This is a genomic window from Sphingomonas sp. LT1P40, assembly GCF_036663835.1.
Lineage (GTDB): Bacteria > Pseudomonadota > Alphaproteobacteria > Sphingomonadales > Sphingomonadaceae > Sphingomonas.
Window position 1 is genome coordinate 1056735 of the sequence record NZ_JAXOJT010000002.1, and the last position, 21530, is coordinate 1078264.

The 21530-nt window shown below is 64.6% G+C and carries 20 protein-coding genes, 1 tRNA gene and 1 pseudogene; 10 read left to right on the forward strand and 12 right to left on the reverse strand.

Going from position 1 to position 21530, the window contains the following annotated elements:
• Positions 1-49: 49 nt before the first annotated feature.
• Complete coding sequence (locus tag U1702_RS16760) at positions 50-646, forward strand: superoxide dismutase family protein (protein WP_332726313.1); 597 nt, start codon at positions 50-52, stop codon at positions 644-646.
• Between the two features lie 7 nt (positions 647-653).
• Here U1702_RS16760 and thpR read toward each other — a convergent pair whose 3' ends face one another.
• Entirely contained in the window at positions 654-1193 is a 540-nt protein-coding gene (gene thpR, locus U1702_RS16765; protein ID WP_332726314.1) for an RNA 2',3'-cyclic phosphodiesterase, read from the reverse strand.
• Positions 1194-1445: 252 nt separating this feature from the next.
• Between thpR and U1702_RS16770 the strand changes: the two genes are divergently transcribed.
• From U1702_RS16770 to U1702_RS16780, 3 genes are all read left to right on the forward strand, one after another.
• Positions 1446-2195 (forward strand): Bax inhibitor-1/YccA family protein, encoded by a 750-nt coding sequence (locus U1702_RS16770; RefSeq protein WP_332726315.1) that lies wholly within the window; start codon positions 1446-1448, stop codon positions 2193-2195.
• A 140-nt stretch (positions 2196-2335) separates the two neighbouring features.
• Complete coding sequence (locus tag U1702_RS16775) at positions 2336-2584, forward strand: hypothetical protein (protein ID WP_332726316.1); 249 nt, start codon at positions 2336-2338, stop codon at positions 2582-2584.
• Positions 2585-2622: 38 nt separating this feature from the next.
• Positions 2623-3198, forward strand: a complete 576-nt coding sequence (locus U1702_RS16780; protein WP_332726317.1) for a hypothetical protein — start codon at positions 2623-2625, stop codon at positions 3196-3198.
• Between the two features lie 3 nt (positions 3199-3201).
• Here the strand turns inward: U1702_RS16780 and U1702_RS16785 are convergent, their stop codons facing one another.
• Genes U1702_RS16785 through U1702_RS16800 form a run of 4 tightly spaced genes read right to left on the reverse strand, consistent with a single transcriptional unit; the run spans position 3202 to position 7130 of the window.
• Positions 3202-4515 carry an amidohydrolase gene (locus U1702_RS16785; protein ID WP_332726318.1) on the reverse strand — a complete coding sequence of 438 codons (1314 nt, stop codon included), beginning with the start codon at positions 4513-4515 and terminating at the stop codon, positions 3202-3204.
• A 50-nt stretch (positions 4516-4565) separates the two neighbouring features.
• The gene (locus tag U1702_RS16790; protein WP_332726319.1) at positions 4566-5183 is read right to left on the reverse strand and encodes a DUF4893 domain-containing protein; all 618 of its coding nucleotides are present in this window, start codon (positions 5181-5183) and stop codon (positions 4566-4568) included.
• Between the two features lies 1 nt (position 5184).
• A complete protein-coding gene (locus U1702_RS16795) occupies positions 5185-5970 on the reverse strand; it encodes a 3-hydroxybutyrate dehydrogenase (RefSeq protein WP_332726320.1) in 786 nt (261 codons plus the stop codon).
• 8 nt (positions 5971-5978) lie between these two features.
• Complete coding sequence (locus U1702_RS16800; RefSeq protein WP_332726321.1) at positions 5979-7130, reverse strand: patatin-like phospholipase family protein; 1152 nt, start codon at positions 7128-7130, stop codon at positions 5979-5981.
• Positions 7131-7238: 108 nt separating this feature from the next.
• Between U1702_RS16800 and ypfJ the strand changes: the two genes are divergently transcribed.
• The 3 genes from ypfJ to U1702_RS16815 are packed head-to-tail and all read left to right on the forward strand — an operon-like array spanning position 7239 to position 8955.
• The gene (ypfJ, locus tag U1702_RS16805) at positions 7239-8120 is read left to right on the forward strand and encodes a KPN_02809 family neutral zinc metallopeptidase (RefSeq protein WP_332726322.1); all 882 of its coding nucleotides are present in this window, start codon (positions 7239-7241) and stop codon (positions 8118-8120) included.
• A 4-nt stretch (positions 8121-8124) separates the two neighbouring features.
• A complete protein-coding gene (locus tag U1702_RS16810; protein ID WP_332726323.1) occupies positions 8125-8586 on the forward strand; it encodes a GreA/GreB family elongation factor in 462 nt (153 codons plus the stop codon).
• Between the two features lie 33 nt (positions 8587-8619).
• The gene (locus U1702_RS16815) at positions 8620-8955 is read left to right on the forward strand and encodes a hypothetical protein (protein WP_332726324.1); all 336 of its coding nucleotides are present in this window, start codon (positions 8620-8622) and stop codon (positions 8953-8955) included.
• Position 8956: 1 nt separating this feature from the next.
• Here the strand turns inward: U1702_RS16815 and rsgA are convergent, their stop codons facing one another.
• On the reverse strand, positions 8957-9949 hold the full coding sequence (rsgA, locus tag U1702_RS16820) for a ribosome small subunit-dependent GTPase A (protein WP_332726325.1): 993 nt from the start codon (positions 9947-9949) through the stop codon (positions 8957-8959).
• Positions 9950-10082: 133 nt separating this feature from the next.
• Between rsgA and U1702_RS16825 the strand changes: the two genes are divergently transcribed.
• Positions 10083-10158 (forward strand) — tRNA-Ala (locus U1702_RS16825).
• A 52-nt stretch (positions 10159-10210) separates the two neighbouring features.
• Positions 10211-11236, forward strand: coding sequence for a histone deacetylase family protein (locus tag U1702_RS16830; protein WP_332726415.1), 1026 nt, complete (start codon positions 10211-10213; stop codon positions 11234-11236).
• A 117-nt stretch (positions 11237-11353) separates the two neighbouring features.
• Here U1702_RS16830 and paoC read toward each other — a convergent pair whose 3' ends face one another.
• Genes paoC through paoA form a run of 3 tightly spaced genes read right to left on the reverse strand, consistent with a single transcriptional unit; the run spans position 11354 to position 15134 of the window.
• Positions 11354-13546: an aldehyde oxidoreductase molybdenum-binding subunit PaoC gene (gene paoC / locus U1702_RS16835; protein ID WP_332726326.1), complete on the reverse strand. Its 2193-nt coding sequence runs from the start codon at positions 13544-13546 to the stop codon at positions 11354-11356.
• A gap of 5 nt (positions 13547-13551) precedes the next feature.
• Positions 13552-14502 (reverse strand): FAD binding domain-containing protein, encoded by a 951-nt coding sequence (locus U1702_RS16840; RefSeq protein WP_332726327.1) that lies wholly within the window; start codon positions 14500-14502, stop codon positions 13552-13554.
• Positions 14499-15134: an aldehyde dehydrogenase iron-sulfur subunit PaoA gene (gene paoA, locus U1702_RS16845; RefSeq protein ID WP_332726328.1), complete on the reverse strand. Its 636-nt coding sequence runs from the start codon at positions 15132-15134 to the stop codon at positions 14499-14501. The genes U1702_RS16840 and paoA overlap by 4 nt, the downstream gene beginning before the upstream one ends.
• A gap of 164 nt (positions 15135-15298) precedes the next feature.
• Here paoA and U1702_RS16850 point away from each other — a divergent pair.
• Positions 15299-15826, forward strand: a pseudogene (locus U1702_RS16850) (LysR substrate-binding domain-containing protein); the annotation flags it as partial.
• Here the strand turns inward: U1702_RS16850 and U1702_RS16855 are convergent.
• From U1702_RS16855 to U1702_RS16865, 3 genes are all read right to left on the reverse strand, one after another.
• On the reverse strand, positions 15823-17391 hold the full coding sequence (locus tag U1702_RS16855; RefSeq protein WP_443026863.1) for a family 43 glycosylhydrolase: 1569 nt from the start codon (positions 17389-17391) through the stop codon (positions 15823-15825). The pseudogene U1702_RS16850 and the gene U1702_RS16855 overlap by 4 nt on opposite strands.
• A gap of 33 nt (positions 17392-17424) precedes the next feature.
• Positions 17425-18333 (reverse strand): alpha/beta hydrolase, encoded by a 909-nt coding sequence (locus tag U1702_RS16860; protein ID WP_332726330.1) that lies wholly within the window; start codon positions 18331-18333, stop codon positions 17425-17427.
• 125 nt (positions 18334-18458) lie between these two features.
• A complete protein-coding gene (locus tag U1702_RS16865) occupies positions 18459-21311 on the reverse strand; it encodes a TonB-dependent receptor (RefSeq protein ID WP_443026858.1) in 2853 nt (950 codons plus the stop codon).
• Between the last annotated feature and the right edge of the window lie 219 nt (positions 21312-21530).

Below are 21530 nucleotides of genomic sequence, written 5' to 3' on the forward strand. Positions count from 1 at the left end.
GTTGCACGCCTCGCTCATTGGCGTGTCGAGATCACACAGGAGACCTGGCATGACCCGATTCCGTTATGGCGCAATTGTTGCGCTGGCGCTGGCGACCACCGCATGTGGCGGCACGACCACGCCGATCGCCAATGTGGCGGACCCGGCGAACGAGGCGATGCCGATCGAGAATGAAGCCATGCCGATGGAGAATGGCGCGATGGCAGCCGAAGCTGCGACCGCATCGTTGCAGACGGCCGACGGCACGGCAGCAGGCAGCGCGATTGCGACGGTGACGGCGACCGGCCTGAGCGTCGCGGTGTCGGTGACCGGCATGACCCCCGGCCAGCATGGTGTGCATGTGCATATGACCGGCAAGTGCGAGGCCCCGGCCTTCACCAGCGCCGGCGGCCACTGGAATCCCGGCTCAACCAAGCATGGTCTGGAGAGCCCCGATGGCGCGCATGCCGGTGACATGCCCAATTTGACCGTCGCCGACGACGGCACCGGTACGCTGACCTTTGCACTGAAGTCGGGCACAATGGCGCAATTGCTCGACACCGACGGCTCGGCATTCGTCGTTCACGCCAAGGCGGACGACCAGAAAACAGATCCGTCGGGCGACAGCGGCGACCGCGTCGCGTGCGGTGTCTTCGCCGAAGGCTGATCCTGCGTTACGAGCCGGTCAGCGGATAACGCGCGATCGGCTCGTACTGCGCCCCGCCATGTGCGAGGCGGCTTTCGTAGAGCGTCATATGCTCGACGCGAAAATTGTCGCTCGACAATCCGGCATGGGCGGACAGAAAGCCGTCCAACGAACCGCTCGAACCCGGAAGACGCGCAAGCGTGATGTGCGGCAAGAAGGCACGGCTTTCGGGCGCGAGGCCGCAGCGGACGATCGCCTGATCGACCTTGCGATGCAACGCGGCGAGCGAGTCGCGCGGGGCGACGCCCGCCCAGATCGCATTGGGCCGCCCGCGCGTGTCGAACATGCCGCACCCGTCGAGATGCAGGTCGAGCGGGGGATGGCGGATCGAGCCCAGCATTACCGCCACATCCTCGGCCACCGGCGTATCGACCTCGCCGATGAAGCGCAGCGTGACGTGGAACTGATCGTCGTCCTGCCAGCGCGCGCCGGACACGCCCTGCATCAGGCCGAGAAGCGTCTGGCGAATCGCCTGCGGCGGGCGCAGGGCAACGAACAGGCGGTGCATGCAAACCCCCTCGATTTTGTGATAAAACTGCTCCGGCCCGCTCCCCCACCCGGCCACCCATTCGATAATACGCTGTGGGAGGCCGGGTGGGGGAGCGGGCCGGAGCGGTGACAAGCGCCGCACGGCGCGTCCCGAATATGCTCCTTAACTGTTTATGTCAGACGGTGCGATGCCGGTTTTCCTTGAAAATCGCGTCCCGAACGATGATATTCGGTCTCATCCGGCAGGATTTGCCGGGCAAAGGAGTTTGAGATGGCTAATTGGTCTGATCCCCACACGACCGGCGCACCGTATGCGGCGGCCGCAGGTACGCGCGATGCCGCCGCGTATGATGCGGGGCTGCGGTCCTACATGCTTTCGGTCTATAATTATATGGCGTCGGGCGTTCTGCTCAGCGGCATCGTCGCGCTGATGTTCAGCTGGGGTGGCGATACCTCGGTCGCGGCATCGGTGTTCTCGAACGGTGGCCCGCTGGTCTGGGCGATCATTCTGTCGCCGCTGGCGATCGTGCTGGCGATGAGCTTCGGGCAGAACAAAATGTCGACCGGCACGCTCCAGATTCTGTTCTGGTCGTTCACCGTGTTGATGGGCCTGTCGCTGTCAACGCTGTTGCTGCGCTATACCGGCACTTCGGTCGCAACGGCGTTCTTCGCTGCCGCGTCGGGTTTTGCCGGCCTCAGCCTCTATGGCTACACGACCAAGAAGGACCTGTCGGGTTTCGGCAGCTTTCTGATCGTTGGTCTGGTCGGCATCATCGCCGCCAGCATCATCAACCTGTTCGTGAATTCCGGGCCGTTGGGGCTGATTATCAGCATTGCCGGCGTGCTGATCTTCGCCGGTCTGACGGCGTATGACACGCAGCGGATCAAGAGCATGTACCAGTATGTCGCTGGCACCGACATGATGGGCAAGGCCGTCATCATGAGCGCGCTGACGCTGTATCTGGACTTCATCAACATGTTCCAGTTCATCCTGAGCATCATGGGCACGTCGCGCGACTGACGCGCGGTTGCCGACCCGTTCAGGGTCTTCGGACACGGGAAGGCCCGGCCAGCGATGGTCGGGCCTTTTTCGTTGCGGATTCGTAAGGAACGCGTGTTCGGGCCACGCGTTGAACCCGCGAGACACCGGGAGTTTATACGATGAGTGACAATAACCATAAGCGCGGCGACGCCGGCACCGACAGCTCGATCGAGGAGCGGCTGGAGAAAAATCCGGAGAGCAAGCAGGCGCGGCTCGACCGCGCGCTGGACGAATCAATGGATGCGTCCGATCCGCCCGCGACGACTCAGCCGGTGCATTCGCACGAGGCGCCGCCATCTTCGGGCTATGACGAAGCGGAAGAGCGCAAACTGGCGGAGAAGGCGCAGCAGGACGCCAATACAGACTGACGCTTGCCGAGGCGGCGGGCGGTCCGGTAGGAGGCCTCATGCTTTCCCGGATCGCCCGCTTCGCCGCATTCCTGTTCATCGCGCTTGCCGCCGTTCCGGCGCAGGCGCGAGTCACCATCACCTTCTGGTCCTATGAGAATGGCGGCGATTTCCCGCATGCCTTCTTCACGATCCACGGTACCCCCGATCGCGGCGGCAAGCCGGTACTTGTCAGCTATGGCTTCACCGCCAAGACGATCACGCCAGCGATGCTGCTGGGCAGTGTCGGCGGCAGGATCGATTACACCAGCAAGACCTATGTCGCGCGCAGCCTGGCGCATTTCGCAACCCCGATCAGCGATGCGCAATATGACGCCGTGCTGCGGCTGGCGCACGAATGGGGCACGAAGGGCAACAATAGCTATAATGTGAACCGCCGCAATTGCGTGCATTTCGTCGCGGAAGCGATGCGGCGATCGGGGCTGAGCGTGGTCGAGGACAAGAAGCTTATCAAGAAGCCGCGATCCTTCACCCGTTCGATCGCCGCGTTGAACGCGGGCAAGGTGGCGGTGATCGACAAACCGGCGGCGGCATATCTGGCCGCGACGCCGATGTTGACGGGTATCGGGCGGTAGACCTTAGCGTTTGAGCACGTCCAGCGCGGCAGCCGTCATTGCCTCTGCCGCAGTGGCGATCACCGCTTCGGCATCGGGTGCCCATTTCGAGCTGTGAAGCGAAGGCAGGCCCTTGCCGCCTGCCGCTTGCGCCGCGTCCCATTTGTCCTTCGGTACGCCGCCGACCCAGTAGATCACGCTTTGGATTGACGGATCGGCGATGTGGTAGCGGCCGAAATCTTCACCCGCCATGGTCGGTGCGATGTCCTGTACGCGGTCCGCCCCGAAACGTGCGGTGAACAGGGTCTTCAGCTGTCCGGCAAAGGCATCGGTGCTGATCGCGGCGGGGGTGAAGGGTTCGCGCACGGTCACCAGCGGCATCCGGTCTTCCGGCACGCCCGCCGCAATCGCCTCACCCCTCGCAATGCGTGCGATGCCGTCGAGCAGCAGCTTGCGCACTTCGGGCGTGTAGCTGCGCACGGTGAGCAGCAGCAGCGCCTGTTCGGGGATGATGTTGTGGCGCGTGCCGCCCTGAAAACTGCCGACGGTGACGACGGCGGAGTCGAGCGGATCGACTTCACGACTGACAAGGGTTTGCAGCGCGGAGACGATGCGGCTGCCGAGCACGATCGGGTCTTTCGTGGTCGCGGGATAAGCACCGTGGCCGCCGATGCCCTTGACCACGATGTCGACCGAATCGACGCTGGCGAAGGTCGGGCCGGAGCGGATGCCGATCATGCCGGCGGGCAAGGCGGCGCTGTTGTGGAAGGCGATCGCGTGCGAAGGCTTGCCGAAACGCTCATAGAGTCCGTCCTTCAGCATCGCTAGCGCGCCCGCGCTGCTTTCCTCGGCGGGCTGTGCGATCATCACGACGGTGCCCTTCCACTGGCTCTTCATCGCGGCGAGATTGCGCAGCGTGCCGACCCAGGCGGTCATGTGCGTGTCGTGCGCGCAGGCGTGCATGATGCCGGTTTCGACCCCCTCGGGCGTCTTGCCGCGAACCTTCGACGCGAAGGGCAGGCCGGTTTCCTCGGTGACCGGCAGGCCGTCCATGTCGGCGCGGATCAGGATCGTGGGGCCTTCGCCATTCTTCAACACTGCGACGACGCCGGTGCCGCCGACCTTCTCGGTCACGGTAAAGCCCGCCTTGCGCGCCTCGGCCGCGAGCTTGGCAGCGGTCCTGACCTCCATCAGGCTGACTTCGGGACTGGCGTGCAGGTCGCGGTAGAGCGCCATCAGCGACGGCATTTCCTTCGCGGTCGCATCGCGGACCGGTTCGGCATGCGCAGGAAGGGCAAAAGCGAGCGTGCTCGCGGCGGCGATGAGGAGATGCTTCATGGTGGCCAGCCTAACCAGCCGCTGCCACCGTGCAATGACCAATTGTCGCCTCAGCCGGGGACCAGCTCGATCACGTCGAGCTGCGATTCGAATGCGGGTGTCGGCAGCACCAGCCGCCAGCGGTTGACGCCGACCCGCTCGACATAACCCGCCATGTCGCGCTTCGCGTCCTTGCCATAGCCGAGCGGGGTGGTCTCATCCCCCAATTCCAGCGCGCCGAGGAAGATCACGCGGGCATCGGATTCGGCGTAGAGTTTGCCCGACGGTCGTTGTGCCCCCTCGAAAACGGCGAAGGTCGGCATCTCATCCACGCGGCCGATGCGGCAGGCGACGGTTGGAAGGACGGAAAAATCGCGTTGCTCGGGGCGCTGACCGCCCAGTTTGAATATGCGGCATTTATAGTCGCCCGCCGGTGGCATGGCGCGGGTCATCGCCTGATCCGGCTCGAACAATGCCCCACCTGCAGTGATCGCAGCGCCATCGGCAGCGCGTGCTTCCGGCAAGGCCGCGGTCCACACCTTGCGCCAGTTGCGCAGGCGATCGCGGTCCTGTTCGGTGGTAATCATGCGCCACCGGGTTTCGGGCGCGGTCGGCACGAGTTCGAGCTCACCGTCCTTCGAGCAAGCGGCGAGCACCAAAGCGAGCGTGAGAATTGCCGGGATGCGCATATCAGGCCGCCGTCCAGCCGCCATCCATGGCATAGTTCGCGCCGGTGATCGCACTTGCTTCCTCCCTGCACAGGAATACGGCCAGCGCGGCAACCTGTTCCGGCTGAACGAATTTCTTGGTGGGCTGCGCGGCGAGCAGGACGTCGTTCATCACCTGCTCGCGGGTCATGTTCCGCGCCTTCATCGTATCGGGAATCTGGTTCTCGACCAAAGGCGTCCAGACATAGCCGGGGGAAATGCAATTGACGGTGACGCCATCGGTCGCGGTTTCCAGCGCGATCGTCTTGGTCAGGCCGGCAATGCCGTGCTTAGCGGCGACATAGGCCGATTTGCCGGGGCTGGCGACGAGGCTGTGGGCGGAGGCGGTGTTGATGATGCGTCCCCATTTCGCCGCCTTCATATGGGGCACGGCGGCGCGCATCATGTGCCAGGCGCTGGACAGGTTGATGGCGATGATCGCGTCCCATTTTTCCGGCGGGAAATCCTCGATCGGGGCGACATGCTGGATGCCGGCATTGTTGACGATGATGTCGGGACCGCCGAGTTCGGCGTGGCAGCGTTCGACCATTGCGGTGATGGCTTCGGGCTTCGACATGTCGGCACCGTCGTAGAGCGCCCTGGCACCGCTGGTTACTTCGAGCGCGGCGCGTTCCTGCTCGATCGCTTGCGCCTCGCCAAAGCCGTTTATCATCACGCTTGAGCCCTCGGCGGCAAAAGCCTTGGCGATGGCGAGGCCGATGCCGGAGGTGGATCCGGTGACGATGACGGATTTGCCGGTGAGGAACATGTCGACTCCTAAGTTCGCGCCGAAGTTTGCGATTTTGTCAGATCGAATGCGCGTGTCCGCCCGTCAATGACGTTATTGGCGACGAGACGCGCGTTGGCCATCGTCTCCTGCACCGCCGTGCGGCCCGCGTCCCAATGTTCGTGCATGGTGCGCGCGGAAAATTCAAAGTCGCGGCTGCCGCCTTCCCACGCATTGGCGCGATAGATCAGGTGGACGAGGCTGACCGGCTGTTCGTCCGCTGCTTGCTTGAGCGCGGCGACATCGGGATCGTCGGCGAATTCGGGGGGCAGCTTGGCGAGCAATTTGCGGATCGCCTCACGCTCCTGCCGCAACTTCATCCGTTCGGTCGAAACCTGGCGGGTGCGGCTGGAGAAGCGGATTTCCTTTTCGCGCGCCAGCACATCGGTGATCGTGCGCGGCAAGGCGGCGGTGGAGGAGAAAAGGTCGACCTGAAACACCAGCATCGCATGCGTCTGGTGGTCTAGCACATGCGTGAGTGGCGTGTTCGAGACGAGGCCGCCGTCCCAGTAGAATTTGCCGTCGATCTCGACCGGGGGCAGGCCGGGCGGCAGCGCGCCCGAGGCCATGATGTGACGCGCGTCGATGCGCTCCTGCTTCGTATCGAAATAGCGGAAATTGCCGCTCTCGATCTCGACTGCGCCGACCGACAGGCGAACCGGGCCGGTGTTGAGCAGATCCCAGTCGATCACCGAGTCCAGTGTCTCGGCAAGCTGGCTGCTGTCGTAGAAGCTCAGCGCCTCGGGCGTGCCGGGGGTCGCCATATAGGGCGGGAACATGCGCGGTCTGAAGAAACCGGGGACGCCCTGGGCCAGCACCATCGCGGCGGACCATTCGTGGACTGCCTCGCGGATCTGGTCCTGCGGGAAGATGGGGAAGCTGGGCAGGCCGCTGGTGAGGGTTTCCCAGAAGCTGTTGAGTTTCTCGACGCGTTGTTCGGGCGGGTTGCCGGCGACGATCGCGGCGTTGATCGCGCCGATCGAGATGCCGGCGACCCAGTCGGGGGCGATATCCGCCTCCGCCAGCGCCTCGATCACGCCCGCCTGATAGCTGCCGAGCGCACCGCCGCCCTGAAGGACCAGCGCGACACAGCCGGGGAGCGGGAGCGGGCGTTGGCGCGGGTGCGGGTCTGCTTCGGCCATGCCAACCATGTGGTGCAGCGCAGCGCCAAGGGCAATGCGGATTCTTGGGTGCAACGCTTTGACGGTTGGGGCATTGTCACGACAAGACAATGAAAAGGGGTGCCCGCCATGCGGCTCGACGATCTGGATCCCAGCGATAATGTCCGCGACCTTGGCTCGGGCGGCGGGGGCGGTGGCTTGGGCGGGGGCGGTAACATCCTGCTGGGGCTGTTGCCGATGCTGTTGGGCAGCAAGATGGGCTGTGGCACGATCGCGCTGATCGGGATCGGCGTGGCGCTGTTTATGACCGTGGGCGGTGGTGGCGGATTGCTGACCGGCGGCAGTGCGCCGACGAGTGGGGGGTCGGCGGTGACGCAAAGCAAGGCGTGCGACACGCCCGAGGAATTGCAGGCATGCCGCGTGATGACCAGCACCGAGAAGACCTGGACCGCGTTGATCCCCAACTATCCGCCACCGGTGCTGAGTTTCTATCAGGGCGGCGTGCAATCGGGCTGCGGGTCCGCATCGTCGGCGGCGGGGCCGTTTTATTGCCCGTCGGATCGCGGCATCTATCTCGACACCGGCTTCTTTCAGGAATTGAGCAGCCGGTTCGGTGCCGCAGGCGATTTCGCGCAGAATTACGTGATCGCGCATGAAGTCGGCCATCATATCCAGAATATCAGCGGCACGATGGAAAAGGTCCGCGCGGCGCAGTCGCGGATGAGTCAGGCCGAGGGCAACGCGATGTCGGTGCGGGTCGAGTTGCAGGCCGATTGCTACGCCGGCGTGTGGGCGGCGCGGAACAAGGACCGGCTGGAGGCTGGCGATATCGAGGAAGGAATGCGCGCCGCGAACGCGATCGGCGACGATACCCTGCAGAAGCAGGCGCAGGGGACGGTGGTGCCGGAAAGCTTTACGCACGGCACTTCAGCCCAGCGGCAACAGTGGCTCCGGCGCGGGCTGGAGTCTGGCGATCCGACGTCGTGCGACACGTTCAGCGGGGCGCTGTGAGGCCATGAGCGTCGCATTCCGCCGCGAGAGCGACGAGGAGCATAAGGAGCCGAAGTTCGAGATCCCGATGGTGCCGGGGCCGAACCTCGTCACCGCGCGCGGCAAGGCGCTGATCGACGCGCGCGTGGTCGAGCTGGAGGCGGCGCTGGCGGGTGCGGAGGGGGATGCGCGCGAGGTCGTTGCACGCGACCTGCGCTATTGGCACACGCGCCAGACGACCGCCGAGATCATTTCTCCGCCGGACGACGAGACCGTCGCAATCGGATCGCGCGTGCGCTTCCGCTTCAACGGGCGCGAGCGGCAGATCGATATCGTCGGCAATGACGAAGCCGACCCGGCAGCAGATCGCATCGCGTTTCAGGCCCCGCTGGCGGCAGCGCTGATCGGCGCGGAGCCGGGGGAGATGGTGGACTTTGGCGGCAAGGCCGAGGCGATTGAGGTGTTGGCGACGACTGCATCGCTATAGGCGGGCATCGCAAGTTCGGTTATCCGGCGAAGCATGGCTCGCAAATCTTCGAGAAACGATCCCTATGGGCATTTGCAGCAGGAGGAGGCTGCGCCACCGGAGGTGTTCTGTTGGCTTTGCGGCCGACCCGTGGGCAAGACGACGGTGTGGCACCATCCCGTTCCCAAGAGCCGGGGCGGGCGGGACGTCGTGCCGATGCACCCGATTTGCCAGCAGACGTTGATCGCCAACTTTACCAATTCCGAACTGGAGCGTTACGGGATGGATGTGAAGGGCCTGTTGGCGAACCCCAATGTGCGTAAATTCGTGGATTGGGTGGCCAAGAAGGATCCGGATTTCACCGCGACGACGGCCAAGAAGCAGCGCTGATTTACCGGCGGCGCTTCGGATAGACCGGGGCCACGACGTCCGCCGCCGCCAATTTGCTCCAGCGATCGAACCGCTCCTGCGTCAGCGTGCCATCGGTGATCGCAGCCTGAACCGCGCAACCCGGCTCGCTGCCATGCGCACAATTCGAGAAACGGCAATCCGCCGCTGCCAGAATGAAGTCGTCGAACACTTCCGATATGCCCGCCGCCGCGTCTGACAATTGCAGCTCGCGCATGCCGGGGGTGTCGAGCAGCCAGCCGCCCTGCGCGAGCCGGTGCATTTCGCGCGCGGTGGTCGTGTGGCGCCCGGTATCGTCGTTTGCGCGGATTGCTTGTGTGAGGATGCTGTCCGACCCGCGCAACGTGTTGACCAGCGTCGATTTGCCGACGCCGGACGAACCCAGCAGCGCAACGGTTTTGCCGATGCCGCAATAGACGGAAAGGTGCGCTGCACTGGTGGGGTCGCGGCCGTTGATGGTTTCGACCTGCAATCCGGGCTCGATCGCGCGTGCCGCATCCGCGAATTCCGCCGGATTATCGGTCAGGTCGGTCTTGGTCAGAACAACGACCGGGTTCACGCCCACTTCGCGCGCCAGCACCAGATAGCGCTCCAGTCGCGCGACGCTGAAATCCTGATTGCACGATGCGACGATGAACAGCGTGTCGATATTGGCGGCGATCATCTGTTCCTTGCGCGGATCGCCCGGCGCACGCCGTTTGAACAGGTTCATCCGCTGAAGCACACGCATCGGCAGCAGCGTGGCGGTATCGACCAGCAGCCAGTCGCCGACCGTCGGGTGATCGTCGGAGGGCGAAGCACCCTGAATATAGGGTGTGATCGAATGCTGGACGCCCGCGCCGGTGACCGCGATCTGGCCGCGATGGACGGCCATCACGCGGACGGGATGGCATCGCTGCAATTCTTCATCCGAGACCTGCTCGCTGAAGAACGAAGTCCAGCCGAGTTCCTCCAAGGTCGCATCGGTCGAAGTCATAAGGCGGCGGTCGCGTCTTTCATTCGGGCTAGTTACGGATTTTGCCTGTGCGCCGATCGGCGTTGCATCGGCCCAGGCGTGAAGCTAAAAACACGCGGTTCGGCACCGCCAGAAATGGGGCCGGGCGTGGAGCGGGGCTGTAGCTCAGATGGGAGAGCGCTGCAATCGCACTGCAGAGGTCAGGAGTTCGATTCCCCTCAGCTCCACCAGTCTCCTGATGATCCGACACCTCTGTCCCTCCCGCAGATGAGCGCCACGCCGATGAAGCGATTTTTCGATCCCCGTCAGTTGCTCCACGCGCCGGTGCGTGAACTGCATAATGGCGAGTGGGCACCCTATGCCGAGACGCCGGATCGTGCGCGCCAGATCGTCGATGCGCTGGGTGGGGGCGAGGCGGCGCGCGATTTCGGGATGGGGCCGATCGCGGCGGTGCATGATGCCGGGTATCTGGCGTTCCTGCAAAGCGCGTGGGGCGAGTGGCAGGCGGCGGGGCGGGCTGGGGATGCGCTCGGTTACACCTTTCCGGTCGTGCGGCGGCGACCGCTTGACCTGAGCCGGATCGACGCGCGGATCGGGGCCTATAGCATGGATGCGGCGACGCCGATTGCGGCGGGGACATGGGATGCGGCCTATTGGGGCGCGCAGGGTGCGCTGACGGCGCTAGAGGCGGTGGCGGGGGGTGCCCGCCACGCCTTTGCACTATGTCGCCCGCCGGGGCATCATGCCGGACGCGATTATATGGGGGGTTATTGCTACCTCAATAACGCGGCGATTGCTGCGCGGCGGGCGACGGAAAGCGGGCTGGGGCCGGTCGCCATTCTGGATGTCGATTACCATCATGGGAACGGCACGCAGGACATTTTCTACGAGCGTTCGGATGTGTTTTTCGCGTCGATCCATGCCGATCCGCGAACCGATTATCCCTTTTACTGGGGTCATGCAGACGAGTACGGCGAGGGTACGGGGGAGGGTGCGACGCTGAACCTGCCGCTGCCGCGCGGGACCGGATGGGGCGAGTATCGTCCGGCGCTGGGTACTGCACTGGATGCCGTCGCGGCATGGGGCGCGAAGCTGCTGGTGGTGTCGTTCGGCGCGGATACGTTCGTGGACGATCCGATCTCCGGCTTCACACTCGACACGCCGGATTTTGCGGAAATGGGGCGGGTGATCGCGGCGCGCGACCTGCCGGTGCTAATCGTGATGGAAGGCGGCTATGCCGTTGGCGATCTGGGGCGCAACGTCGCCGCCTTCCTTTCGGGATTTGATAGCGTGATGACTCCAGCTTGAATCAGATACCATCACCCCTGGCCTGACCCGGGGTCCCGCTGATGGCGACCGCTCGAAGAAGCGGGACCCCGGGTCAAGCCCGGGGTGACGAGAATTTCAATGTGATGCCATCATTCTTTAAGCCACTGCGGGCAAGCGATCGATGAACTTGTCGAGCGTGATCGGATAGTTTCGGACGCGCACACCGGTGGCGTTGTACACCGCGTTGGCGACCGCCGCTGAGACGCCGCAAATCCCGAGCTCGCCGACGCCCTTGGCCTTCATCGGGGACGCCAGCGGGTCGGTTTCGTCAAGAAAAATGCATTCCTGATACGGGATGTCGGCATGGACCGGGACTTCGTAGCCGGCGAGGTCGTGGTTGACGAAGAAGCCGAAGCGCTTGTCAATCGCCAGTTCCTCCATCAGCGCCGCGCCCGCCGCCATCGTCATCGCGCCGATCACCTGGCTGCGTGCCGCTTTCGGGTTGATGATGCGGCCAGCAGCACACACCGCGAGCATGCGGCGGATGCGGATTTCGCCGGTGTAGCTGTGGACCGCCGCCTCGACGAAATGCCCGGCGAAAGTCGCTTGCTTATACTTCTTGCCGAGGTCGCCGAACTCGATCGCGTCCTCCGCGACGATCTCGCCGTCCTTGGCGGCATTGCCCAGCGGGATGGTCTTGCGACCGGCACGGACGCGACCCCCGGTGAAGGTCGCGGTGGCGGGATCGAGGCCGAGCTTCTGCGCCACCGTTTCGCGTAGCTTCATGCAGGCGGCATAGACGCCGGAGGTGGAACTGGCCGCGCCGAACTGACCGCCCGAACCGGCGGACACCGGAAAGTCGGAATCGCCCAGTCTCACGTCCACCTGCGCCAGCGGCACGCCCATCGTTTCGGCCGCGGTCTGCGCGATGATCGTGTAGCTGCCGGTGCCGATATCGGTCATGTCAGTTTCGACCGTGACCCGGCCATTGGCGGCCAGACGGACGCGGGCGGCGGACTTCAGCGTCGGGGCATCGCGATAGCCCGCCGCCATGCCGAGGCCGATAAGCCACTGGCCGTCGCGGACGCTGGCGGGAGTGGCGGAGCGTTTGCTCCAGCCGAATCTCGCCGCGCCCTGTCGCATGCATTCGATCAGCTGACGTTGCGAAAAGGGGATCGGTTTTTCGCCGGGGACGACTTGGGTGTCGTTGACGATGCGGAATTCGACCGGGTCCATGCCCAGTTTCTCCGCCATTTCGTCCATCGCGATTTCGAGTGCCATCATGCCGGGCGCTTCGCCGGGTGCGCGCATGGCGTTGCCTTCGGGCAGGTCGAGCACGGCGAGGCGCGCCTGGATCATGCGGTTCTCACCGGCGTAGAGGAAGCGCGACTGCGCCGTCCCATTCTCGATTCCGCCGGCGGGCAGATCGCCGGACCAGTTTTCATGGCCCATCGCGGTGATCTTGCCATCGGTGTTCGCGCCGATGCGAATGCGCTGAAGCGTCGCTGGGCGGTGCGGCGTGTTGTTGAACATCAGCGGGCGTGTGAGCGCGACCTTGACCGGGCGACCGGCGGCCTTGGCACCGAGCGCGGCGAGAACGGCGTCGGCGCGGATCCACAGCTTTCCGCCGAAACCGCCACCGATATAGGGCGAGATCAGGCGTATGTTTTCCTTCGGAATGCCGAGCGTTTTCGCCATGTCGCCCTTGCTCCAGGCGATCATCTGGTTCGAGGTCCACAGCGTCAGCTTGCCCCCGTCCCACGCCGCGATGCTGGCATGCGGTTCCATCATCGCATGCGCATGATCGGGGGTGTGATAGGTGGCGTCGAGCTTGACCGGGGCGGCATCGAATGCGCCCGTGAAATTGCCGAGTTTGATGTCGGCCTGTTCCTTGGTCGGCTGGGCGTTATCCTTCTCGGCGTGGAGGTCGAAGCGGCCCTTTTCGCGGGCATATTCAATGCGGACGAGCGCGGCGGCGGCGCGGGCCTGCTCGAACGTTTCGGCGACGATGAGGGCGATCGCCTGATGATAATGCTCGATTTCCGGGCCGCCGAGCAATTTGGCGGTGTTGAAATTGCCCTTGCCCAGCGTGCCCGCATTGGCGGCGGTGACGATGGCAAGGACGCCGGGTGCGGCTTTGGCTTCGTTGAGATTGATCGACGTGATCCGACCCTTGGCGATCGCTGACCCGATGACATGGCCATAGGCGGCGTTGGGGGCGGCTTGCTGCTCATAGGCGTATGTGGCGGTGCCGCTGGTCTTGGCAGGGCCGTCGATGCGGTCGGTGGGCTTGCCGACGACTTTGAGCTGGTCGATCGGGTTGGTGCCGGCGGGGGTGTCGAATTTCATGGGCCTCAGCCTTTCGCTTGCGCGAGCACGGCACCGAGCGTGCGCTCGACCAGTGTCAGCTTGAATGCATTGTCGGCGGTGGGTTTCGCGCCTGCGAGGAGGACGGATGCGGTGGCTTTCGATCCGTTCGGGAGCGATGCCTCTGCGGCCTCCACGCGCCACGGTTTGGGAGCGATGCCGCCGACCGCGACACGACCGGTGCCGTCGCGCTGGATGATCGCAGCGACCGAGACGAGCGCGAAGGCGTAGGACGCGCGGTCGCGGACCTTGTGGTAGAATTGCGAGCCGCCGAGCGGGGCGGGCAAGGTGACGGCGGTGATGAGTTCGCCGGGTTCCAGCGCGGTCTCGATGTGCGGGGTGTCGCCGGGCAGCACATGGAAGCTGGCGAGCGGAATGGCGCGGGCGGTCCCATCGGGCTTGACCGTTTCGACCGTCGCATCCAGCGCGCGCATCGCTACCGCCATGTCGCCGGGATAGGTGGCGATACACGCGTCGCTGGTGCCGATCACGCCGAGCTGACGGCTGTAACCGCCGACCGCTGCGCAACCGCTGCCGGGCTTGCGCTTGTTGCATGACTGGTTGGTATCGTAAAAATAGGGGCAGCGGGTGCGCTGAAGCAGATTGCCCGCCGTCGTCGCCTTGTTGCGCAACTGGCCCGATGCGCCCGCGAGGATTGCGCGAGAGAGCACTCCGTAATCCTTGCGCACGCGCTTGTCGGCGGCGAGGTCGGTGTTGCGCACGAACGCGCCAATGCGCAAGCCGCCGGCTTCCGTTTTCTCGATCGTGTCGAGGCCGATGCCGTTGACGTCGATCAAATGCGTCGGGGCTTCGATCTGAAGCTTCATCAGGTCGAGCAGATTGGTCCCGCCCGCGATGAACTTCGCGCCCTGAGTCCGCGATGCGGCAGCGGCTGCCTCGGCAGGCGAAGTCGCGCGTTCGTAGGTGAAGGGTTTCATGCGCGTTTCCCCGCAATTTCGGTCATCGCGTCGATGATGTTGGGATAGGCACCGCAACGGCAGATATTGCCGCTCATCCGCTCGCGCAGTTCGTCGTTCGTCGCGCGTGGGCGGGCGTTGATGTCGGCGCTGGCGTGGCTGGGGATGCCGGCCTTGATCTCGTCGAGCACTGCCACGGCGGAGCAGATCTGGCCGGGGGTGCAGTATCCGCACTGGTATCCGTCATGTTTGACGAACGCGGCCTGCATCGGGTGGAGCTTGTCGGGGGTGCCGAGACCCTCGATCGTGGTGACCTTGTCGCCGTCGTGCATCACCGCGAGGCTGAGGCAGCTATTGATCCGGCGGCCATTGACGATAACCGTGCAGGCACCGCACTGGCCGTGATCGCAACCCTTTTTGGTGCCGGTGAGCTTCAGGTTTTCGCGCAGCAGGTCGAGCAGGGTAGTGCGGGTATCGACCTCCACCGCCTGTTTGCGACCGTTGACAGTCATCGTGACGCTCGTCGTGGAGGGCGCGGGCTGCGCTGGCGGGGTGCGCGCTTCGACTGCGGGCACGCTGGCGATGGCGACCGATGCACCGCCGCCCATCAGGATGCCACGTCGGCTCACGCTGAATTCCTCGTCGATTTTCATGCGTACGATCCCCTTGAAGCCTGCGTTCGCGCGCGGCTGTTATTCATGTAACCCCTGTCGAGCGATTCCGTGCCGTCTTGCATTATTTTACCGCTTGTGTCGTGCGATACTGCTCGGCGGGGACCGGTTCGAGCCAAGTGACATTCTGACCCTCGGCGCGCTCCGACATCCATGTCGAACTGTCGCTCGATTCCGGTTTCCGCGACATCGTTGCCGACCGCTACGATGCGGGCGTGCGGCTGGGCGAGGCATTGGAGCAGGACATGATCGCGGTGCGGATCGGGCCGGATCTGCGCATGGCGATGGTGGGATCGCCCGATTATTTCGAGCGCTATCCCATGCCGCATGAGCCGCGCGATCTGACCGGTCACAACTGCATCAACCTGCGCTTTTCCAGCGGTGCCTTTTATGCATGGGAGCTGGAAAAAGACGGGCGCGAGCAGCGGGTGCGGGTGATGGGGCAGCTGGCGTTCAACAGCATGTCGCTGATCGTGCGCGCCGCCACTGCCGGGCTGGGGCTGGCGTGTGTGATGGAGGATCGGGTCGCGGCGCAGCTGGCGGACGGGCGGCTGGTGCGGGTAATGGCGGACTGGTTGCCGCCGTTTGACGGCTATCATCTTTATTATCCCAGCCGTCGTCAGCCTTCGGCGGCATTCGCCTTGGTCGTGGATGCGCTGCGCTATCGTGCTTAGGGGAGCGCCGCGAACGTGAAGTTGCTGAATCGCGCCTCGCCCAGGCCCGCCGAATAGAGGCCGGGGCGGAGCATCAGGAAGCCGCCACGGACATTATGGTGATAGCCCGAGACCTCCATGCCGCGGTCGAAACGCTTCCACGTTTTTCCGCCGTCGCCGCTGGTGTCATACGTCACGATGTGGCGGTTGTTGGTGACGCGCATCCGCATTTTTCGGCCGTGCGGGTTGGCCGGGCGGGCACGCTCGATGCCATATTGGTGGGTGACGAAACGCTCGCCGTCGAAGCCGAGGCCGCAATAGAGTTTCTCGTCGTAGAACAGGATTAGGCCTGCGACCCCGCCGGGCGCGATTTGGATGTCGCATTCGAATCTATAGGCCGGGTCACCGGCGATCAGCAGCAACGGGGAAGAGGTCGAGGGGGCGGCACCGCGTGCCTTCAGCACCAGCGAGCCCTTGTCGATGCGCGCGCGGCCGCGTTCGTCGGGGGCAGGCTTGAAGAAATTCCATTTGGTGCCGATCGCCAGCGTCTTGAAGTCGTCCGACAGCGCCATGCCGTGCGGGCCTGTCGCCACGCCGCCCTTGGGCTTGGCGATGGGTTGCGACAGGTCGCCGCCCTTCATGCGGAACCAGCCATCGTCGGTCCACTCTACGGGATCGAGCAGTGCCTGACGGCCCAGCGTCCAGTATCCGTTCTCGAACCCGTGATAGACGCTCCACCAGTCGCCGCCCGGTCCCTCGACCAATGTCGCATGCCCGCGCGACCACCATTTCTCGCTTAGTGAGGTGGTGCGGACCAGCGGGTTGTTCGGGCAATTCTCCCACGGACCGTTGATGGATTTCGAGCGCGCGGCGATGACCATGTGGCCGGTCGGCGGACCCGCCGTGCCGCCAACGGCGGTAACCATGTAGAACCAGCCATTGTGGCGGGTGATTTTGGGGCCTTCAGGCGCAAAGCCCTCGACAACCCAGTCGGCGGGATAGCGCCACGGATCGTAGACATGCTCCGGCTCCGAAACGCAGCTGAGGCCGTCGTCGGACAGGCGCACGCGGTCGCCGCCCGACAGGAACAGCCAGCGTGAACCGTCCTCACCCACCGCATGGCCGGGGTCGATATGGTTTGGCAGGTTGAGGTCGACCGGCTCGCTCCACGGTCCCTCGATCTTGTCGGCCCAGATCACCCAGCTGGTGTTCGGCCCCTTGGTCGGGATGTAGAGATAGAAGCGCCCCTTGTGCTTGCACAATTCGGGCGCCCACACCGACCCGATATTCTTCGTCAGCGCCGCGCCGACGGGACGCCAGTTGATCAGGTCGCGCGAGTGCCAGATGACCAGACCCGGATAGGAATCGAAGGTCGAGAAGGTCATGTAATAGTCGGCCCCGTCCTTCAGGATCGTCGGATCGGGATGGTCACCGGCCATCAACGGGTTGAGAAAGCGCCCGTCGCCCAGATCGGGAATGCGCTGATTGTCGAAGCCGCGTTTCCAGTCGGGGGCAGGGGCGGCGGCGGGCGAGGCCTCTACGCCGGGAATCAGCAGGGTGCCGCTGCCAGCGAGCGCAGTTCCCATCAGGTTGCGGCGGGTCAACTGCATCGAAAATTCCTAGACGAGGAGGCCGGTGGCCCAGCTTGTGAACAAATCCGGCCAGACCGCGACCGGCTTGCCGAGCGTCTTGCGCAGACCGAAGCCGTGACCGCCATGCGTGAACAGGTGCGTTTCAACCGGGATGCCCTTTGCCCGCATCGCGGCGCGCAACAGCAGGGCGTTTTCGACCGGCACGGTTTCGTCGTCCTCGGCATGGACGATGAAGGTTGGCGGGGCATTGGTTGGCACATTGAAATTCGGCGAATGCGCGCGTTCGAGATCGGCGGCCGCATTTTTGCCGATCAGCAATTCGCGGGAGCCGGGATGAGCATGCGGCGCGGTCATGCTGATGACGGGATAGATCGGCGCGGCGGCGGTGGGGCGCGCGGGCTGGCGATCTGCGGCATCGACGGCGTCATAGGTGCGCGTGTCGAAGCGGGTGAGCAGATCGGCGCAGAGATGGCCGCCTGCCGAAAAGCCCATTGCGGCAACCCGCTGCGGATCGATGCCGTAATCGCGGGCGCGGTGGCGGATCAGGCGCATGGCGCGCTGCGCGTCGCTGAGCGCCACATTGGGACCGGCGGCCCAGCCTTCGCCGGGCAGGCGGTAGAAGAGCACGAATACGGTGAAACCGCGCGCCGCCAGCCAGCGGCCCATTTCATACCCCTCCTTGTCCACCACCACCCAGCGATAGCCGCCGCCGGGCGCGATGAGCACCGCCGCGCCATTGGGACGCAGCGGGCGGAACACGACGAGGCGCGGGCGGGTAATGCCGAACACGGCACGGTCGGTGAGGTCGCGGTCGGTGCTGCGTTCGTTGACGGTCTCGATTGGCGGATTGGCGGGCATGCCCGGTGCGCCCTTTGGCCACAGGTCGATCGTCTCTACGGGGTCGGGAAGCCCCGCCGGCCCCGGTTTTCCGGTCATCGGCGCGGCAGTCTGGCCAAAAGCGGCGGAGGCGATTATCGCCCCGCCGCCCGCAGCGGTTAGAAAAGCACGGCGGCCCGGGTGGAGCGGTGCCCCACCCCGGTCCGCCATGCCCCCCCTCTCGGTCACATCTTGATCCGCGCACCCACCAGGATGGTGCGGCCAAAGTGGTTATTCTCGTAGTTGCGCAGCTCGTCGATATCGTTCCAGCGCTCACGATAGGCGTCGGTCAAATTGGTGCCTTCGACCGAGACTTCGAGATAGTCGGTCAGCTTGTAACGGACCGAAGCATCGACATTGGTGATCGCCGAATAGCCCTCGAAAATATTGCCGGTCGCCGAACCGGCGTCGGTGAACGGCCCGCGATAGCTGACCGAAGCGCGGGCGCTGAACTTGCTGTCCTCGTAATAGAGGGTCGCGTTGTACTGACGCTTCGACAGGCCATAAAGCGTGTTCTCGCGCACCACGCTGGGCAGTGCGCCGCCGGGCACCGTCGCCGGACCCTGTTGCGTGTAGCTCGCGGTCGAATCGACGAAGGTGGCGTTCACGATCCCGCCAAAGTTGGACAGGAAACCGGGCAGGAACTTGAAGGGCGCCTGGATCGCGATTTCCGCACCCTTCAGCGATGCGCCCGCACCATTGCCGGTGGTGGCGATCGTCCAGATCGGCTGCGACAGCGACGCCGGGTTCAGCGCAGCGGGCGACGACGGCGACAGCACCGACACCGGCAGGCCGGTCTCCGTGAAGGTGCCCGTCCGCGTGATGCCGACCGGGAAGCTCGACACGTCCTTTTTGAACAGCGCGACCGAGAAGATCGACTGCGGCGCGAAATACCATTCCACCGCCAGATCGAAGCTGGTCGCGCGGAACGGGTCGAGGAACGGGTTACCGCTGGTGATGCGATAGTTGAAGCCGTCCGCCGAACCGCCGGGGGTAAGGTTGCCCAGCGAAGGTCGGGTCATCACCTTGGCAACTGCGCCGCGAACGATGATGCTCTCGGTTGGATAGAGCGCCAGGTTCACCGATGGCAGCCAGTCCTCATAATCGCGCTTCACCGTGGCGACCACGCCGCTGCTGATGCCATAGGACGTCTGGTCGGTGCGGACATAGCGGATGCCCGCATTCAGCGCATAGTCGATGCCCAGCGCATTGCCCTTGGCATCGAATTGCAGATAGCCGCCCTTGGTTTCTTCGGTCACGCCACGGTTGTTACCGGCGTCGATCCGTGCGGTGCGGCCATATAGGTTGGTAAAGGCAGTCGTCGCGTCCAGGTTCGGGATCAGCCACGATGTCGTCGTGCCAGCGGGCGCGTTCGATCCGCGTAGCGTGAACACTTCCGACAGCGCCGACGTCACCGGGAAGCCATAGACCGCAGTCGGACCGAACAGCGAGGTGGGCGAGCAGGTGATCGTCCCCAGCACCAGATCGGCGCCGCCATTGCCGCACACCGCGGTGTCGCGGGTGAAGGCGGTCGCGTCGAAATTATACTTCCGCCAGACACCGCCGGCCTTGACCGTGAACCCCTCGACCACATCCCATTCGGTGCGCAGTTGCGCGGTTTTGAACTGGTTGACGACAGCCGATGGGCGGTCGCGGATTTCGGCCAGCTGGAAATTGGCGGGGTTGGTTACGCTGGTGCCGAAGGTCAGCACCGGGCGAGTCATGTCGGTATAATTGTAGCTGTAACCCTGGGCATCGCGGTCGTCGAACACGACGGTCGTCTCGACCGGCACCTGCGCGTCGGACTTGGAATAGCCGCCCAACAGCGTGAAGCGGAAGCTGTCGCCGATATCCTGATCCCAGCTGCCGCCGATCTGATAGAATTCGGTGTCGGTCTTTTTCAGGAAATGCTCGGTGCGGACCCAGGCGTCGTTGAGCGTCGCGGTAATCATGTTGCCGTTGCTGTCATAGGTCGGATTGACCACGTCGATCGAACGCTCGTTCGACCGCAGCAGGACTTCGCCCCATTTCTCGCGCCGGTCGGCCTTGAACTTGGAATAGAGGCCGTCGATCGACACCTTGGTCGCCTCGCTTGGCGACCACTGGATCGTGCCGGTCAGGCCCAGGCGCTCGCGCGAATGCGTGATTTCGCCATAGCGCGGGATGCGCGGATGAAAGGACAGCGCCGCCGCGTCGCATGCGGCGACGCGGCCCGGGGTGTAGACGCCGCCCGCATTGGGGGAGCCGATGCCGCTAACCGCCGTGGTCGTGAAGCAGGGCGTGCCGTTTACCGAATCGAAGCGCGCCTGCGCCCAGCGAACGGTGTTGTTGCCGATCTCGTTGGTCTTGCTCTTCTGGTAAGCGGCGGAGATCGAGACGCCGAGCGTGCCATCGGGCGACTTCCATCCGATCAGCCCGGCGACGCGTGGTCCCCAGGTTTCCGACAGGTCGTTATAGCTGGCCTGTCCGGCGGCGACGAAGGTGAAGCCTTCCTTGCCCGACAGCGGATTGCCGGTGTTCAGATCGACGACCGCGCCAAGCGAACCTTCGTCCAGCTCCGCCGAGGCGGTCTTGTGCACGACGATAGAATTGAACAGCTCCGACGCGAACACGTTGAAATCGAACGAGCGATCGCGGTTCGATGCGGCACCGTCATGCGATGTCGTGATCGTCTCCAGCCCGTTGACGCGGACGCGGGTGAATTGCGAGCTGAGACCGCGCACGGTGATCGAGCGCCCCTCGCCGCCGTCGCGCTGAATGGCGATGCCGGGGATGCGCTGAAGCGATTCGGCGAGGTTCTGGTCGGGGAATTTGGCGATGTCCTCGGCGACGATGGCGTCGACCGCGGCAACCGACTGGCGCTTGACGTTCAGCGCGGCGTCGAGCGAGGCGCGGAAGCCGGAGACGACGATCTCCTCGGCTTCCTCTTCGGGTGCCGGCTCGGCGGGCGCTTCCTGCGCCTGGGCAGCGGTAGCGATAACAAACACCGATGTGGCTGCAAGGAACCGGACGCCGGCGCGGCGGAGACTGACTCGCATTGAAACTTCCCCTCTCAATCGGTGCCCATGACACCGGTGGCTATTTGACGCCCGCCGCCCTGTGGCGACCGACGAAATTATCGTTGGGAGGGGTGCCGAAGCTGCGATTCGCAGCGAAATCAGCGTCATCCTCCCGTTTCCGCCGCGTTATCGCGGTCGTCCACCGTCAAGTTTGCTCTTGAGAAACCGGTGTCATAAGGACATTGTTCGGTTATCGCG